General features: G+C 50.4%; 15 protein-coding genes and 1 pseudogene. 8 read left to right on the top strand and 8 right to left on the bottom strand.

The features are described 5' to 3' along the window. Positions 1–67: 67 nt before the first annotated feature. Together lysS and prfB are read right to left on the bottom strand one after the other, a co-directional pair. Positions 68–1,573, bottom strand: coding sequence for a lysine--tRNA ligase (gene lysS / locus DYC63_RS08780; RefSeq protein ID WP_115218875.1), 1,506 nt, complete (start codon positions 1,571–1,573; stop codon positions 68–70). Further along, positions 1,570–2,671, bottom strand: a protein-coding gene (prfB, locus tag DYC63_RS08775; RefSeq protein ID WP_115219502.1) for a peptide chain release factor 2 whose coding sequence is annotated in 2 segments (ribosomal slippage) — positions 1,570–2,598 and positions 2,600–2,671 — 1,101 coding nt in all. Because the reading frame shifts where the segments join, the coding sequence is not laid out codon by codon here. Before prfB ends, lysS begins: the two co-directional genes overlap by 4 nt. A 116-nt stretch (positions 2,672–2,787) precedes the next feature. On the opposite strand from prfB, the gene purD reads away from it, so the two are divergent. The 7 genes and pseudogenes from purD to DYC63_RS08745 all read left to right on the top strand — a co-directional run bounded on the left by purD (position 2,788) and on the right by DYC63_RS08745 (position 8,897). Further along, positions 2,788–4,047 carry a phosphoribosylamine--glycine ligase gene (gene purD, locus DYC63_RS08770; protein ID WP_115218874.1) on the top strand — a complete coding sequence of 420 codons (1,260 nt, stop codon included), beginning with the start codon at positions 2,788–2,790 and terminating at the stop codon, positions 4,045–4,047. Between the two features lie 194 nt (positions 4,048–4,241). Continuing rightward, a complete protein-coding gene (gene gap / locus DYC63_RS08765; protein WP_115218873.1) occupies positions 4,242–5,249 on the top strand; it encodes a type I glyceraldehyde-3-phosphate dehydrogenase in 1,008 nt (335 codons plus the stop codon). Between the two features lie 87 nt (positions 5,250–5,336). Beyond that, positions 5,337–5,534, top strand: a pseudogene (locus tag DYC63_RS13545) (cold shock domain-containing protein); the annotation flags it as partial. 129 nt (positions 5,535–5,663) lie between these two features. Continuing rightward, positions 5,664–6,020 (top strand): guanyl-specific ribonuclease, encoded by a 357-nt coding sequence (locus DYC63_RS13540; protein ID WP_342769728.1) that lies wholly within the window; start codon positions 5,664–5,666, stop codon positions 6,018–6,020. Between the two features lies 1 nt (position 6,021). Continuing rightward, a complete protein-coding gene (locus DYC63_RS08755; protein WP_115218871.1) occupies positions 6,022–6,360 on the top strand; it encodes a barstar family protein in 339 nt (112 codons plus the stop codon). Between the two features lie 2 nt (positions 6,361–6,362). Further along, positions 6,363–7,211 (top strand): DNA ligase, encoded by an 849-nt coding sequence (locus DYC63_RS08750; protein ID WP_115218870.1) that lies wholly within the window; start codon positions 6,363–6,365, stop codon positions 7,209–7,211. Positions 7,212–7,220: 9 nt separating this feature from the next. Then, positions 7,221–8,897, top strand: a complete 1,677-nt coding sequence (locus DYC63_RS08745; RefSeq protein ID WP_115218869.1) for a formate--tetrahydrofolate ligase — start codon at positions 7,221–7,223, stop codon at positions 8,895–8,897. 510 nt (positions 8,898–9,407) lie between these two features. Here DYC63_RS08745 and DYC63_RS08740 read toward each other — a convergent pair. The 6 genes from DYC63_RS08740 to yiaK all read right to left on the bottom strand — a co-directional run bounded on the left by DYC63_RS08740 (position 9,408) and on the right by yiaK (position 15,197). Continuing rightward, the gene (locus DYC63_RS08740; RefSeq protein ID WP_115218868.1) at positions 9,408–10,886 is read right to left on the bottom strand and encodes an FGGY-family carbohydrate kinase; all 1,479 of its coding nucleotides are present in this window, start codon (positions 10,884–10,886) and stop codon (positions 9,408–9,410) included. A gap of 62 nt (positions 10,887–10,948) precedes the next feature. Beyond that, positions 10,949–11,926, bottom strand: coding sequence for a TRAP transporter substrate-binding protein (locus tag DYC63_RS08735; protein ID WP_115218867.1), 978 nt, complete (start codon positions 11,924–11,926; stop codon positions 10,949–10,951). A 23-nt stretch (positions 11,927–11,949) separates the two neighbouring features. Beyond that, entirely contained in the window at positions 11,950–13,230 is a 1,281-nt protein-coding gene (locus tag DYC63_RS08730; protein WP_115218866.1) for a TRAP transporter large permease subunit, read from the bottom strand. After that, on the bottom strand, positions 13,227–13,709 hold the full coding sequence (locus DYC63_RS08725; protein WP_115218865.1) for a TRAP transporter small permease: 483 nt from the start codon (positions 13,707–13,709) through the stop codon (positions 13,227–13,229). The genes DYC63_RS08730 and DYC63_RS08725 overlap by 4 nt, the downstream gene beginning before the upstream one ends. 9 nt (positions 13,710–13,718) lie before the next feature. Next, the gene (locus DYC63_RS08720; protein WP_115218864.1) at positions 13,719–14,186 is read right to left on the bottom strand and encodes a NanQ anomerase/TabA/YiaL family protein; all 468 of its coding nucleotides are present in this window, start codon (positions 14,184–14,186) and stop codon (positions 13,719–13,721) included. A gap of 9 nt (positions 14,187–14,195) precedes the next feature. Beyond that, complete coding sequence (gene yiaK, locus DYC63_RS08715; protein WP_115218863.1) at positions 14,196–15,197, bottom strand: 3-dehydro-L-gulonate 2-dehydrogenase; 1,002 nt, start codon at positions 15,195–15,197, stop codon at positions 14,196–14,198. A 348-nt stretch (positions 15,198–15,545) separates the two neighbouring features. Here yiaK and DYC63_RS08710 point away from each other — a divergent pair, with 348 nt between their 5' ends. After that, the gene (locus DYC63_RS08710) at positions 15,546–16,544 is read left to right on the top strand and encodes a TAXI family TRAP transporter solute-binding subunit (RefSeq protein WP_115218862.1); all 999 of its coding nucleotides are present in this window, start codon (positions 15,546–15,548) and stop codon (positions 16,542–16,544) included. The last annotated feature ends 107 nt before the right edge of the window (positions 16,545–16,651 follow it).

The raw sequence follows: 16,651 nt of genomic DNA, 5'->3' as shown, positions 1-16,651 counted from the left end.
ACATCAGAAAAACGCGCATTCTAGGCAAAAGCTGAGCACAGAATGTTAATTTTCTGTAGCGCGGCGTTTATTCGGGACGCATTTGCGGGAATAACAAGACATCGCGAATCGAAGGGCTGTTGGTCAGCAGCATGACCAAGCGGTCGATGCCGATACCCTGTCCCGCGGTGGGCGGCAAGCCGTATTCCAAAGCGCGCACGAAATCGCCGTCATAATGCATAGCTTCGTCGTCGCCGGCATCTTTCGCCGCCACCTGCGCTTTGAAACGTTCCGCTTGGTCTTCGGCATCATTAAGCTCCGAGAAGCCGTTGGCAATCTCGCGTCCGCCGATAAAGAGCTCGAAACGGTCGGTTACCGCGGGATTTTCATCATTGCGGCGCGACAAAGGCGAGACTTCTGCCGGATATTGCGTGATAAAGGTCGGCTGAATCAATTGATGCTCTACCCCTTCTTCAAACAACAGGGTCAGCAATTGTCCTTGCGCCATCGCTTCATTGGCATCAATTTTAAAGCGTGATTTGAGCAAGGCGACCATCGCCGCTTTGTCGTCTAAAATCTCCGCCGCCTCAGGCAAATACTGCTTAACCGCCTCGCGCATCGGCAATCGCGTGAAGTCTTTGCCAAAATCAATCAGAGTGCCTTGATAATCCACCGCCGTATTGCCCAAGACTTCCTGCGCCAAGCCGCGCAACAGTTTCTCGCTCAGACTCATCAAATCCTCATAATCGGCATAGGCTTGATAAAATTCCAGCATGGTAAATTCCGGATTATGGCGGGTAGAAATCCCCTCATTGCGGAAATTACGGTTAATTTCAAACACCCGCTCCAAACCGCCTACCACCAAGCGTTTCAAATACAATTCCGGCGCAATCCGCAGATACAAATCCATGTCCAAGGTATTATGATGGGTTTGGAAAGGCTTTGCCGCCGCGCCGCCCGGAATCGGGTGCATCATCGGCGTTTCAACCTCTAAAAAACCCTCATTTTCAAAGAAATGACGGATATAACTGATGATTTTTGAGCGCGTGACAAAAACCTCGCGACTCTGCGCGTTCATAATCAAATCCACATAGCGTTGGCGGTAACGCGTTTCTTGGTCGGTCAATCCGTGGAATTTTTCAGGTAAGGGACGCAAAGACTTCACCAACAAGCGGATTTCCCGCGCATGAATGGTCAGCTCGCCGGTCTGGGTGCGAAATAAATAACCGCGTAAAAAGACGATATCGCCCACATCCCAAGTTTTGAAATCGGCATATACGCCCTCGGGCAATTCGTCGCGCGCCACATAAGCCTGCATACGCGCACCGCTACCGTCCTGCAACTGAGTAAAGCTCGCTTTGCCCATAATGCGTTTTGCCATCATGCGCCCGGCAATGCTGACCTCGCCGACTGCCGTCAATGCCGCTTCGTCTGCGTTGTCATACTCGGCATGTAAGGTTTGTGCCTGATGAGTGGGACGCGCGTCATTCGGAAAGGCCACCGCCTGACTGTCGCGGATTTTTTGCAATTTCTGGCGGCGCTCGGCGACTAATTTGTTTTCATCTGCTGCGATGTGATTGGGCTGCTCACTCATGCCTCAACTCCCTGTTTCAAACTTTCTTTAATAAACGGATCCAAATCGCCGTCTAAAACGGCTTGCGTATTGCTGGTTTCATAGCCGGTGCGCAAATCTTTAATGCGCTGCTGATCCAGCACATAGGAACGAATCTGATTCCCCCAGCCGATATCGGATTTGCTGTCTTCCATCGCCTGCGCGCTGGCACTGCGCTTTTTCATCTCCAATTCATAGAGTTTGGCGCGCAACTGCCGCATACAAGTGTCTTTGTTCTGATGCTGGCTGCGGCTGTTTTGCGACTGCACCACGATATTGGTCGGCAAATGCGTAATCCGCACCGCCGACTCCGTTCTATTGACGTGCTGACCGCCCGCGCCCGAAGCGCGGTAAACATCAATCCGCAAATCCGCCGGATTAATGTCGATTTCCACATTATCGTCAATCTCCGGCGACACAAACACCGCCGCAAAAGAAGTGTGGCGACGGTTGCCGGAATCAAAAGGCGATTTGCGCACCAAACGATGCACGCCGATTTCCGTGCGTAGCCAGCCGTAGGCATACTCGCCTTCAAATTGAATCGTAGCGGATTTAATCCCCGCCACATCGCCGGCGGATTCTTCAATCAATTCGGTTTTAAAACCTTTTGTCTCGCCCCAGCGCAGATACATACGCAAAAGCATCGACGCCCAATCCTGCGCCTCGGTGCCGCCCGAACCCGCCTGAATATCCAAGAAAGCATTGTTACCGTCCAATTCGCCGGCAAACATGCGGCGGAATTCCAAACTCTCAATCTGCGCTTCCAAGCCGCGCAAATCTTGCAAAGCCTCATTGACCATGCCTTCGTCGTCCGCCGCTTCCGCCAGCTCGATAATCTCGCGCGTATCGATAAGACCGCTATTGATGTGGTCGAGATTATTGACCACCGCCTCCAGCGACACCCGCTCTTGATTGAGCTTTGCCGCCTCATCGGGATTATTCCACACATCAGGCTGCTCCAGCTCGCGGTTTACCTCATCTAAACGCTCGGATTTGCCCTCGTAGTCAAAGATACCCCCGAAGCGCCTTCGCTCGCTCGAGCAGCGCGTCAATATGGGCATAAGTGCTATTTAATTCCATAAACGATCCATTGAAAAAACGGCGCATTATACGCCTTTTACTCGGCAAGCTCTATGTTCATCGCCGCATAAAATCAGTAAAATGTCGCATTCTTCCACTTAAAGAAAAGGACAGCCATGAAAGCCCTTATCATCGGAAACGGCGGACGCGAACACGCCATCGCTTGGAAATTGGCGCAAGAGCCGCGCATCACGCATATCTATGTCGCGCCCGGTAACGGCGGCACCGCCTCGCTGGAACGCGCGGAAAATCTCGCCCTCACAGACAGCGACGCCCTGCTGCAATTCGCGCGCAATAACGATATCGGGCTGACCTTCGTCGGCTCGGAAGCATGGCTGGTAGACGGCATCGTGGACAGATTCCAAGCCGCCGGCTTGAACATCTTCGGACCGCATCAAGCGGCGGCGATGCTGGAGGGCAGCAAGCGCTTTGCCAAAGCATTTATGCAGAAATACGGCGTTAAAACCGCCGCCTACCAAAGTTTCGATCAAGCCGAACAAGCCCTTGCCTATCTGAAAACCTGCCCCTATCCGACGGTGGTCAAAGCCAGCGGTTTGGCGGCGGGCAAAGGCGTGATCATTTGCCAAAACCAAGCCGAAGCCGAAAAAGCGGTGCGCGATATTATGCTGAAAAACCGCTTCGGCGCGGCGGGAACGGAAATCGTAATTGAAGAATTTTTAGAAGGATTTGAAGTTTCTATCCTCAGTCTTTGCGACGGCAAAAACATCGTGCCGCTGAAAAGCGCCAAAGACCATAAAACCATCGGCGAATACAATCAGGGCGAAAACACGGGGGGCATGGGCGTCGTAGCGCCGCATCCGAGCTTTACGCCGACGCAATACCAAGCCTTTATCGACGACATCATGCTGCCGACCCTGCGCGGCATTCAGGCCGAACAACTGCAATTCGCCGGCATTATCTTCTTCGGCTTGATGGTCAACGAACGCGGCGTATTCCTGCTCGAATACAATATGCGCCTCGGCGATCCCGAAACCCAAGCCGTGCTGGCGCTGATGCAAAGCTCGCTTTTAGACGCCGTCTTAGCCTGCATCGACGGCAAATTGGCGGACATCGAACTGCAATGGTCGCCAAAACACGCCGTATGCTTAGTCGCGGCATCGGGCGGTTATCCCAATGAATACGCGGTCGGATTGCCGATTAGCGGCGTGGAAAAAGCCAGCTGCTTCGCCCAAGTCTTTATCGCGGGCGCGAAAAAAGTCGATAACGGTTTTCTTAGCAGCGGCGGACGCGTATTAAACGTGGTCGCGCTCGGCGACGACCTTGGCAAAGCGCGCACGCAGGCCTACAGCGCATTGGAAAAAATCCAATTCGAGCGTATGGTCTACCGCAAAGACATCGGCGAAATCCCGTCTTAAGCCCCGATTTTGTGAATAAACTGTGAAATCACAATACGGAAATTTACTAAAAAACAAGCGGTTTTATTTCTAAACCGCTTTTCTTATTGAATATTATCCGACGAGAAAGGTATAATCCGCCGTTCAAAGGCTCTGCCTTTCTGCCTCGACGCGAATGCGCGTCGAATCAACCCCATCTCACTCAGGAGTTTTTAATGAGTATTAAAGTTGCAATCAATGGTTTCGGTCGTATCGGTCGCTTGGCATTACGTCAAATGACAGAAGTCGAAGGCTTGGAAGTCGTCGCTATCAATGACCTCACCCCTGCCGACATGCTCGTGCATTTGTTCAAATACGACACCACGCAAGGCCGTTTCAAAGGCGAAGTAACCCTGAAAGACGACGCCATCGTTGTCAATGGCAAAACAATTAAAGTCTTCTCTAATGCCAACCCGAGCGAATTGCCTTGGGGCGATTTGGGCGTTGATGTAGTATTGGAATGCACAGGCTTCTTCACCAGTAAAGACAAAGCCGAGCAACACATCCAAGCCGGCGCGAAAAAAGTGGTGATTTCTGCACCGGGCGGCAATGACATCAAAACCATCGTATTCAATGTAAACCACGACATCTTAGACGGCAGCGAAACCGTCATTTCCGGCGCTTCTTGCACCACTAACTGCTTAGCACCGATGGCAAAAGTCTTAAACGACAAATTCGGCATCGTTACCGGCATCATGACTACTATCCACGCCTACACCGGCGACCAAATGACGCTTGACGCGCCGCACCGCAAAGGCGATAAACGTCGTGCGCGCGCTGCCGCCATGAACATCGTGCCGAACAGCACCGGCGCGGCAAAAGCCATTGGTCTGGTTATCCCCGAACTCAACGGTAAATTAGACGGCGCGGCACAACGTGTGCCTGTGGCGACCGGTTCTGTAACCGAATTGGTATCCGTGCTTGAGAAAAACGTCACTAAAGACGAAATCAATGCCGCGATGAAAGCCGCAGCCAACGAATCTTACGGCTACACCGAAGAAGAATTGGTCTCATCCGACATCATCGGCTCTGAATTCGGCTCGCTCTTTGACGCCACGCAAACCAAAGTGATGGAAGTCGGCGGCAAACAATTGGTGAAAACCGTTGCTTGGTATGACAATGAAATGTCTTACACCAACCAATTAATCCGCACCTTGAAATATTTCGCCGGCTTAATCAAATAATCCGCGAAAAACTGATGAAAACCGCCGCTGAGACGGCGGTTTTCTTATGCCAAAAAAGAATTGCCGAAATCATAACCACTCGCTACAATGCCTCCAAATTATTTATTGGGGATAGTGATGCAAGTCGGCACCATCAAACATTGGAACGCAGGCAACAGTTACGGATTTATCCGCCCTGAGAAAGGCGGCGCAGACATCTTTTTCCACCTCTCGGCATGGCTTGGTAAAGAAGCGCCGCGTGAAGGCTTAACCGTTTATTATCAATACGATCCCAAAAGCGGCGGACGTCCGGCAACAGCCGCCGTCAATACCGCTCCGCATTTGCCGCCGCTTGCACCGCAAACTAATGCCGCAGCGCCAGCAAACGGCAAAACCAAACTCAGCCCTCTAGGCAAACTCTTCAATACCGCACTCATCATTATCCTGCTGATTCTCGGCAGTATTTTTGGCGTGAATTTTTTCACCCTCAGCGATGAAAGCGAGCTAAGCCACAGCAGCTTCGCCCATACCCAAGACCCCGAACTCAGACGCAGTTTGGCGCGCATTGAAGCCGGCGGCCCTTTCCCTTATCCCGAACATGACGGCAAAGTCTTTTACAATCGCGAAGGGCTGCTGCCGCGCAAAGAACAAGGCTATTATCGCGAATACACGGTGCCGACGCCCGAAGCGCACGATCGCGGCACCCGTCGCATCGTAACAGGAGGTAATCCGCCCGAAGTGTATTACTACACCGAAGACCATTACCGCAGTTTCCGTCAATTGGAGAAATGACATGAGCCGCAGTCCCGCCATTCAATACCGCAGCAGCAAAGAGCAAGCGCCAGCCCAAGCGATCGAACTGAACATCGGGTCGAGTGTAGACAAAAACCGCATTCTGACCGCATTGGGCGAAGCCTGCCGTTTTCCCGATTACTACAATAGCAAAAGTTGGGATGCCGCTTGGGACTGTCTGCAAGACAGCGAAATAGAGCATCTGGTTTTGGATTTGCACGGCGTCGACCAACTGAACAAAACGGCGCTAAAAGAATTCATCAGCCTGATTGTCGATGCCTACGACGCTTGGCAGCAGCCGCAACTGTGGATTATTCAAGACAAAGATAAAAAAGGCTAAACATGCGCACAATCCTCATACCTTTATATGCGACAAGTTTTGCACTCGGCATGGGATTATTGACGCCGGCGACGGCGCAACCAGCGCAGCAAGCCGGTATTGCATCGCCCCTCATGCTGGCGCAGAGTTACCGTCAACAAAGCGTAAACGGCTGGCTTGCCAGCGAGAAATTAGACGGCGTGCGCGCCTATTGGGACGGCAGACATCTGTATTCGCGCAAAGGCAACATTTTTGACGCACCTGCCGATTTTCTTGCACAACTGCCGCCCTTCCCTTTGGACGGTGAACTTTATCTCGGACGCGGACGCTTTCAAGAAACCCTCAGCCGACTGCGCAATAAGCAATGGCAGGACATTCGCTACCACATCTTCGACGTACCGCAGGCAGGCGGCGGTTTGAATGCCAGACTTCAAACCTTTACCGACTGGCTGGAAGGACAGCCGCAAAATCAACTGCGGCTAATTGAACAAATCCCGATTCGCGACATTGCCCATGCCGAAGCATTAAGAGCCAACATCGAAGACGCAGGCGGCGAAGGCTTAATCTTGCGCGCGCCCGAAGCGCCCTATCTCGCCACGCGCAGCGAATTCATGCTCAAGCTCAAAAGCCATGACGACGCCGAATGCCGCGTATTAGCGCATCTCGAAGGACAAGGTAGACATCAGGGACGCTTGGGTGCGCTGCTCTGCCGCCTGGACGACGGCAGAATCATCCGCATCGGCAGCGGCTTTTCAGACGCCCAACGCCAATCGCCGCCACCGATTGGCAGCCGTATCACTTTCCGCTTTCGCGGCTATACCGACAAAGGATTGCCGCGCTTTGCTACCTTTTGGCGCATCCGTGAAGAATAAGGAGTTAGCATGAGCCATCTGACAGACGCTGAAATCGCCCGCCAAGCCAAGATTCGCCCCATTCAAGACATCGCCGCCACACTCGGACTATCCGCCGCTCAATTGGAACCCTACGGACATTTCAAAGCGAAAATCGCGCCTCAAGACGCCTATACCCTGCCGGCAAAACAAGGCAAACTCATTTTAGTTACCGCCATTAACCCCACCCCCGCCGGCGAAGGAAAAACTACCGTTACCATCGGACTCGCCGACGCGCTGAATCACATAGGCAGACAAGCCATTGTCGCCATACGCGAACCTTCGCTAGGACCCGTCTTCGGCATCAAAGGCGGTGCGGCAGGCGGCGGCTACGCGCAAGTTGTGCCGATGGAAGACATCAACCTGCATTTCACCGGCGATTTTCATGCCATTACCGCCGCCAACAACCTGCTTGCCGCCCTCCTAGACAACCATATCCATCAAGGCAATACCTTAAACATCGATCCGAAACGCATTCTGTGGCGGCGTGCGCTGGATATGAACGACCGCCAATTGCGCCACATCGTCAGCGGCATGGGCAAAAGCAGCGACGGCGTGATGCGCAGCGACGGCTTTGACATCAGCGTCGCCTCTGAAGTCATGGCAATCTTCTGCTTAGCCAAAGATTTACAGGATTTAAAACAACGCCTTGGCAACATCTTAATCGCCTACAGTAAAACGGGCGAAGCCATCTATGCCCGCGACATCCAAGCACAAGGCGCCATGACCGCCCTCCTCAAAGACGCCCTAAAACCCAATCTCGTGCAAACCCTCGCCGGCACGCCCGCTTTCGTACACGGCGGACCTTTTGCCAATATCGCGCACGGCTGCAATTCCGTCATCGCCACCCGCCTTGCCCTGCATCTCGGCGATTATGTCGTAACCGAAGCAGGCTTCGGCGCGGATTTGGGCGCGGAAAAATTCTGCGACATCAAATGCCGCCTTGCCGGTCTGCAACCCGATGCCGCCGTCATTGTCGCCACCGTGCGCGCCTTGAAATACAACGGCGGACTTGGCAAAGAACAACTCAACGACGAAAACCTCGAAGCCTTGCATATCGGGCTAAGCAATCTGCGCCGCCACATCTGCAATATGCAACAGGCATTCGGCTTGCCGGTAGTCGTCGCCCTCAACCGCTTTAATAGCGACAGCGACAAAGAACTTGTCGCCGTGCAAGAGGCTTGCGCCGCCGCAGCTGCGGATATCGCATTGACGGAAGTCTGGGCGAAAGGCGGTGCAGGCGGTATCGAACTGGCCGAAAAAATCATCAAAAACATCGACGCCGCAAACCCCTCCTTTCGTTTTGCCTATGCGCTGGAAGACAGTATCGAAGACAAAATTGCCGCGCTTGCCAAAAAAATCTACGGCGCGGCGCAAGTCGAATACAGCAGCGAAGCCAAGCAAGAACTAGAACAACTCAATGTCCTCGGCAAAAGCCAACTGCCGATTTGCATTGCCAAAACCCAATACTCTTTCAGCGATAATCCGCAATTGCTGGGCGCGCCCGAAGGCTTCAGCCTCCATGTACGCAACCTCAGCCTCTCTGCCGGTGCGGGATTTATCGTCGTTATCTGCGGCAACATCATGAAAATGCCCGGACTGCCGAAACAGCCTGCCGCACATCAGATTGACGTGGACGCAGAAGGCAATGTGATCGGTCTGTTTTAAATAAATCGTTTTGCTCTGACAACAGATATAATCGCCAAAACATCCGTAGTTTGGGCATTGATGCCCGAAAAAACAAACCATGATAAATGAGCTTGGACATAAACATCGAAGCCATTAATTTATAATCAATTTACGAGAAAGACCAATACTTGAAGCCTTAAGCTTCCTATTATAGTCTCTTAACTTCAAAATGAGATTATTCTAAGCGCTTCTCCTGACAAAATGTGTATCTCTAAGTCTCATTTTGAAGTTAAGGTACTATATTTCAGTAGCTCTTTAAAAATCATACGCTATAGTCGAAGAATTGAAAAAGTATTACGGACTTAGCTTGCCGTACAGCCTTCCTGTCTGCGACCAGCGACTGATACTATTTTTCTACTTCTTCGACCATAATCGATTAGCGATAAGTCTCTATTATAGTCTCTTAACTTCAAAATGAGATTATTCTAAGCGCTTCTCCTGACAAAATGTGTATCTCTAAGTCTCATTTTGAAGTTAAGGTACTATATTTTAAGCACTCAGCAATTGATTGAAAGCTTGCAATTGTTCCGTTAATAATTGATAGCGGCGATATTTTTCCGCATAAGCGGCTTGATGCTCAGGATTGGGAATGTAACGCACAATTTCATGCTTCAAAGCAGCGGCGGCGCTGTTAACATCGGGATAAAGTCCTGTGCCGACCATAGCCGCAATTGCGGCACCCAAACAGCCGGTTTCTTCAATTTGCGGAATCTCCACGATTTTTCCGCTGATATCCGCCAACATTTGCATCCATACCGCGGATTTCGCCGGCCCTCCCGTTACACGCAAGATTTCTACCTGCGGAAAACGTATGCTCATGCGCTGAATATGTGTCATCAAGCTGAACAACACGCCCTCGAAAACCGCCTGATAGATATGCGCTTTTTGATGGAATGATTGCAAACCGTATAAGCCGGCCTGCATGCCTAAGCCTGCATTCGAGCCATAGAGAAAAGGTAGGAAAAATACGCTGCTTGCCGCCGGCGGCAAATCGGCAATCATCCGATTGACGGTCCGATAGTCCTGATTGCCCAGCAAATCATTAATCCATTCCAAATTAGCGGCTGAGGTCGGACTCGCTTCATGCACGATATATTCCCCTGCTTGTGCCGATTTGCCGTACACAAAGGCTAGGTTTTGGCTGTCGTCGATTTCCCGAGTGATGCCGGTGACTACCGACCAAGTGCCTAATACGACGTTAAGCATATGCTCGCCCGCCAAACCGGCACACATGGCGGTGGATACGACGTCAAACAATCCGCCGACAATCGGCGTTCCGACTGTCAGCCCCGTCAAAGCGGCGGCTTCTTCGCTTACCCTGCCTGCGATTTCGGTGGCGGCAACGATTGTCGGCAAATGTTCGATAATTTCGCCGATGCCCAACAATTCAGCGAGGTTTTTATCATAATTCCCTGTATTGAAATTATATAAATTGGATTCGGAAATATTGGTTTCTTCGCAGGCAATACTGCCGCTTAAGCGGTAGCGCAAATAATCATGCGACATCATCACGGCACCGATGGCTTGATAACGCTCGGGCTGCTGTTCTTTCAGAGCGCGCAGAATCGATACCGGATGCCCTGTCCATAAGGTTTGCCGCGTATGCGGATAGAGTTTGGCGGGAATTTCTTGGGCTTGATAGGCTTTGACGATCGGCAGGGCGCGTTGATCCGAAGATAAAATGCCTCGCCCAAGCGTATTACCCTTTTTATCCAAGGTAAACAATCCTTTGCCTTGCGCGGAAATACCAATCCCGCGAATGGAATCGGCAGAAATTTGCGCACATATTTCGCGAATCACTTCCGCCAATACCTGCCATAATTGCTCACCGTCACGCTCGGCATATCCCGGCTGTTCGCTGATTACGGCAAGATTGCGTCTTGCCAAACAGACAGTTTCGCCGCTCGCCTTTACCGCGGCGGCTTTGATAAAAGTACCGCCACAATCAATTCCAAGCCAATAATCCATTCTTTCCTCTCCTATTAAGAAAAGGGGAACAAGTCCCCTTTTTTCTAAAAAGCCTTATGCGCTTATTCTGCTAAAGCGTCAATCGCTTTGGGTAATTCATCGCCGTGTTGGTCGATAAACATTTTCCGCACTTCGCCGCCAATCGCTTCGCGAAACGGCGTGGTATCCACATCACGAATGATTTGCAGGCCTTCTTTTTCCATTTGCGCTAGCATTTCCGCTTCTTTATCTGCATTCAGCTGACGTTGATAAGCGCCCGCTTCTTTCGCGGCACTGATTAAGGCTTCCTGCTGCTCCACCGGCAAAGCATCGAATTTTGCCTTGTTCATCACAACCAACAAAGGCGTGTAGCCATGATTGGTTAAAGACAGGTGTTTTTGTACTTCGTATAATTTTACGGAATATAAAATGCCCACCGGGTGCTCTTGCGCGTCAACGGTTTTGGTTTCCAAAGCGGTGTAGAGCTCTGCCAAAGGCATCGGTACCGGATTGGCGCCTAAGATTTCAAATGCTTTGATATACATCGGGTTTTGATTGGTACGGATTTTAAGCCCTTTCACATCCGCCGGCGTTTTGACCGGCTGCTTGGAATTGGAAATAGCACGGAAGCCCACATCCCACCAAGCCAAAGGTTTTAAGCCTTGCCCTTCCAAATCTTTCATTAGACCGTCACCGATTTCGCCGTCCAGTACTTTGAAAGCATGTTCTTTGTCGCGGAAAATAAAGGGAATATCAATTACGTTCAAACGCCCTGCCAAGCCCGTGAAATTCGGCGAACCTGACATTTCGATATCCAAAGTACCTGAGCGCACGCTGCTGATCATCGCTTGTGCATTGCCTAGGGCGCTATCTGGGAACAGCGATAAATCCAATTCGCCGCCGGTTTTTTCTTTCAACAATTCTTGGAAACGTTTGGCGGCAATATGCTGCGTATCGCTGCGCGGCGCTTCATAGCCGAATTTTAATTTGGTTGCCGCCTGTGCCGGCGCAAATGCCAATGCCGCGGCAGCGATGACTGCTGCAAGTAAGGTAGGTTTCATATTGTTCTCCTCGTGAGTAAAAACTAGCCGCTAAAGAATTTATACGGCGCAATAATGAGTTGCGGGAAAATGATAAATAAAATCAGCAACCCGATTAATAAGGCGACATAGGGCAGCATACCCTTCGCCGCTTTGTCGAACGGCATTTTAGTCACGCCCGTGATGACGTTGAGCACATTACCGACCGGCGGCGTAATCAAACCGATAGAAGTGTTTAAGATAAACAAGACGCCGAAATACACGGGATCAATGCCGGCTTCTTTGACCAAAGGCATCAACACCGGGGTAAGAATTAAGACCGTCGGCGTCAAATCCATCACCATGCCGATGACAAAGACAAAGACCATAATCATCGCCAGCAATAAAGTCGGCGAATCCAACATCGGCTCCAATAATTCCGCCAGCATTTGCGGCAATTCCGCAATGGTGATAAACCATGAAGGCACGCTGGCCGCCGCTACCAAAAACATCACGACCGCAGTCGTTTTCGCCGAGGCTAAAAATACGCCGTATAAATCGCGCATTTTTAATTCACCGTAAATGAGCATAGCGACGAACAAGGCATAAGCGGCCGCCACCGCTCCCGCTTCGGTCGGTGTGAAAATCTTCATACGGAATCCGCCGATAATAATCACCGGCAGCAGCAAAGCCCAAAAACCTTTTTTCAATGCCTGCCGCACTTCCACCCATGAGGCTTTTTCCCGCACGTCCAATTGCATATGACGCGCTTGGAAATACCACATCAATGCTAAAGCACAGCCCATTAAAATGCCGGGAAAGATGCCTGCCATGAAAAGTTTGGTAATCGAGACGCCGCTGGTTACGCCGAAAATAATGAAGGGAATCGAAGGCGGAATAATCGGCGCGATAATGCCTGCCGCGCCGATCAAGCCGGCGGAACGGTTCTCAGGATAGCCTGCCGCTTTCATCATGGGAATCAGCATGGCGGCGACCGCTGCGGTATCTGCCACCGCCGAACCGGACAAACTCGCCATAATCATCGCCGCCATAATCGCCACATAGCCCAAGCCGCCGCGTTTATGCCCGACCAATTTCATCGGCAATTCAATAATGCGGCGCGATAATCCGCCGGCATTCATGATTTCCCCCGCCAGAATAAAGAAGGGAATTGCCATCAGCGAGAAACTGTCCGCACCGCCGACAATGCTTTCGGCAATAATCTGCACGCTGAATTCGTCAAGATAAATCATCATCGCCAAGCCGCAAAGCAGCAGCGAAAAAGCAATCGGCACGCCGGCAACAATCGCACCCAAGAGCGTGATGAGGAAAACGGCGATAATCATGCAATCTCTCCTCTTTTGACAATGAGGACACGTGCCACAATGCGGCTAATCAATATCACGACAAACAGCAAGGCCATCATACAAGCGGCAAGATAATTCACGCCTGTCGGAATGCCGGTAATCGGCATATGATTGCTCATGTTTTGCAAACTTAAGCGCACACAACCCAAAAGCAATAAGCCGCTTAAGCCCAACATCAGTACATCCAAGGCAATCAGCCAAAGGTTTTGCCAAAAAGGCGGGGCTTTATGTAATAAAACGTTCATCGACACATGCTCGTCTTTATCCAAGACCAAAATGGCGCCGATAAAAGTCATCCAGACAAAGAGCACGCGTGACAGCTCTTCGGTCAGCGTAATACCGGAATTAAAACCGTAGCGCAGCACCACATTCAGCACCACTAAAAAAGTCATCAGCGCCAGATTCGCCACCACGAGCAAAGCCAGCACTTGATTAATTTTATCGAGAATTTGCCGCATAAGTCCCCCCTAGAGGCTATCGACGCGAATTTTTACCACGATTTTGCGCACCGCCGCAGGCGTCTCGTCAAGCGCAATCCCCGGACGATGGACGTCGGTCGGGAAAAAGACCGCAAACTGCCCCGCATTGACGATAAGCAGGCTTTCTTGGGCGGGAATTTCGTAGAACAAAATATCGCGGTTTTCATCATAAGGCGTATGCAAAACATTTTGTCCCGTCTCAATCGAAACCGCCATCTGCTCCGCACCGCGGTAAACGCATTGCACGTCAAGATAAAGACGATGTCGCTCCGCTAAAATTTCCGATGATAATTTCGTCTCATGATCAATCACCTGAGCGAACATTATCTCGCCCTCAACCTCTTGCCGACCTGCCGGCAAAGCCGACAAGTCTTGCGCGCGCAACCATTTTATCGCCTGAGCGATTTTGCCAGGATAAAGGGATAATTGCGCGCTGGCTAAGGTATCAAAAAACATGGCATTTCCTTATAAAGAACGGATTTTTTCCCAAACGCTGTCTGCAACGGGAATACCGTTTTTATCGTGCTCGGCTTTGATTTTGGCGGCATTATGCCCGGGCAGACGTACTGTTGTTCCCTCCTCTGCCGCAGGACAAGAAGTCACATAATCCATAATCCGCTGTAATTTCTCTTCTTTCGTTTTACCGTCAATCAATTTATTCACATCAATCGCAATGAAAATTTCCGTAACGCCAAACTCGCCGCCTTGATCTTCGGTAATCTCCGGCACAGTTAATCCGCCGCCGGAAAGCAGCATACCGAGCATATCCAATACAATCGATAAGCCGGAACCTTTCCAATAGCCCGTCGGCAACAAACGGCGGTTTTTCTCAATCACGCCCGGATCGCGGCATAAATTCCCTTCGTCGTCAAAGCCCGCGTCAATCGGCGTTTGTTTGCCCGCCAAACGCGTAACTTCTAATTTTCCATAAGAAAACATCGAACAAGACATATCCACATAAGTAATCGGATTGCTTGGCACGGCAATAATTATCGGATTAGTACCGATACGCGCCTCTTTGCCGCCCCAAGGCGGCATTGCCGCAATCGAATTGGTCCAACAAATGCCGATATAACCTTTTTCCGCCGCCTGTACGCCGTAACTGCCGCCGCGCATCCAGTGATTGGCATTACGCAAAGCCACTACGCCGATACCGTGCGTATCCGCCAAAGCCATGGCGCGATCCATCATTTTCTTGGCGGTTAAATTGCCAATTGAGAGCTTGCCGTCCCATTGCTCAATCGCGCCTAATGACAACACTTTTTCCGCCTCTGCCCCCGGTCGGATATCTCCCTTATCCATCTGCTCGATAAATTTGGGAAAACGATTGACACCATGCGAATACACGCCCGCATAAGTCGTATCGGCAAACATCACCGCGCAAGCCTCTGCTTTTTCCTCGCTGACCTGACGCGAGCGCAACACACGTTTAAATTCTTGTTTTAATTCGGCATAAGAAAGTTGCATATTTCCTCCCTAAGAAAGTTTTGTGAAAAATATTGTAAAAAATAATCGCTTTTAACATTTCTGTGAATTTTACGAACAAATGTGAGGATTAGCAACGATTTTTTCTGTGATAATGTTGTGCATATATGAATTTTACTGTGCTAAATCCACTTAAACACTAAAAATCCCAATCGATTTGTCTAATTTACCTATGAAACAACACAATCAATCACTCTTTAATTCAAATTAAAAACAAATACATAAACGAAACAATAAATCATTTCCCACTCAGTTTAGCCGCCAGAATTTGTCACAAATAAATAACATGACTTATAATCGCCATTAACTATTAAACCAAAGGAGACTAACATGTTGAAAAAACTCATTCTTGCCTTAAGTGCCGCCGCTGTTTTCGGACATGCGCAAGCCCAAGAACGCGAATATATTCTCGCCACCGCCACGACAGGCGGCACTTATTATCCCGTCGGCGTTGCTATCTCCACGCTCACCAAAGTAAAAGTTCAACCCGAACATGGTTTTAGTTTGTCAGCCATCAGCTCTAGCGGCTCGGATGAAAACATCAGCATGTTGGCTAAAGACGAGGCGCAGTTCGCTTTGTTGCAAGGTCTGTACGGCTATTATGCTTGGACGGGAACAGGTCCGATGGAAACGGCAGGCAAGCAGGAAAAATTGCGCTCCGTTTCCATGCTGTGGCAGAACGTGGAGCATTTTCTGATTGATGCCAAGCATGTAGACAAAGGCACGGTCAGCGATTATGCCGCGCTTAAAGGGCAGCGCATGGCATTGGGCGCTAAGAACTCCGGCACTATCGGCTCGAATGCCGCCATGCTTGAAGGTTTAGGCATCGATATTTTCAAAGATTACAACTTAATTTATGGCGGCTATGATCCGAGCGCGGAGGCTCTGCAAAACCGCCAAGCGGCAGGTACTTCTATTCCTGCCGGCGCGCCTGCGGGTTCCGTGACGAAATTATTTGCATCGGTTGGCAAACAGATTGCCATTTTAGACGTTACGGATGAAGAGCTTGCGAAAATGGATGCCGGACGCAATTTGTGGACGCGCTATGTGATTCCGCAAAATACTTATGTTTCCGTAGAACGCGATATTCAAACGATTGCCCAGCCGAATTTCCTCGCCACAACCGCCGATGTTTCCGAAGAAGATGTTTACCATCTCACAAAGGCGGTATATGAAAACCTTGGTTTCTTGCAAGGCATTCATTCCGCTACCAAAGTAATGGCATTAGAAAAAGCGATCGAAGGATTACCGATACCTTTGCACCCCGGCGCCGCACGCTATTATCAAGAGCAAGGCATTGATATTCCTGAGCGTTTGCTTGCTAAATAATCTCAGCGATTACCGCTATTTTTATTATCAAGATTTCTTAGGTCATTGCCGCCCTAAGAAGTCTTTTATCGTAGTCATGGTGCTTTCTTCCCTAAGCCTGTAAGGCA

Origin of the sequence: Suttonella indologenes, from assembly GCF_900460215.1 — a bacterium.
Lineage (GTDB): Bacteria > Pseudomonadota > Gammaproteobacteria > Cardiobacteriales > Cardiobacteriaceae > Suttonella > Suttonella indologenes.
This window is presented reverse-complemented; position numbering and strand designations above follow the sequence as displayed.

Bases quoted from the DNA above. Each gene is read 5' to 3' on its own strand.
- DYC63_RS08755 (WP_115218871.1), top strand. From the start codon at position 6,022: ATGAGCCGCAGTCCCGCCATTCAATACCGCAGCAGCAAAGAGCAAGCG.
- DYC63_RS08730 (WP_115218866.1), bottom strand. From the start codon at position 13,230: ATGATTATCGCCGTTTTCCTCATCACGCTCTTGGGTGCGATTGTTGCC.
- DYC63_RS08725 (WP_115218865.1), bottom strand. From the start codon at position 13,709: ATGCGGCAAATTCTCGATAAAATTAATCAAGTGCTGGCTTTGCTCGTG.
- gap (WP_115218873.1), top strand. From the start codon at position 4,242: ATGAGTATTAAAGTTGCAATCAATGGTTTCGGTCGTATCGGTCGCTTG.
- DYC63_RS08710 (WP_115218862.1), top strand. From the start codon at position 15,546: ATGTTGAAAAAACTCATTCTTGCCTTAAGTGCCGCCGCTGTTTTCGGA.
- purD (WP_115218874.1), top strand. From the start codon at position 2,788: ATGAAAGCCCTTATCATCGGAAACGGCGGACGCGAACACGCCATCGCT.
- DYC63_RS08750 (WP_115218870.1), top strand. From the start codon at position 6,363: ATGCGCACAATCCTCATACCTTTATATGCGACAAGTTTTGCACTCGGC.
- DYC63_RS08720 (WP_115218864.1), bottom strand. From the start codon at position 14,186: ATGTTTTTTGATACCTTAGCCAGCGCGCAATTATCCCTTTATCCTGGC.
- DYC63_RS08740 (WP_115218868.1), bottom strand. From the start codon at position 10,886: ATGGATTATTGGCTTGGAATTGATTGTGGCGGTACTTTTATCAAAGCC.
- lysS (WP_115218875.1), bottom strand. From the start codon at position 1,573: ATGAGTGAGCAGCCCAATCACATCGCAGCAGATGAAAACAAATTAGTC.
- DYC63_RS08745 (WP_115218869.1), top strand. From the start codon at position 7,221: ATGAGCCATCTGACAGACGCTGAAATCGCCCGCCAAGCCAAGATTCGC.
- yiaK (WP_115218863.1), bottom strand. From the start codon at position 15,197: ATGCAACTTTCTTATGCCGAATTAAAACAAGAATTTAAACGTGTGTTG.
- DYC63_RS08735 (WP_115218867.1), bottom strand. From the start codon at position 11,926: ATGAAACCTACCTTACTTGCAGCAGTCATCGCTGCCGCGGCATTGGCA.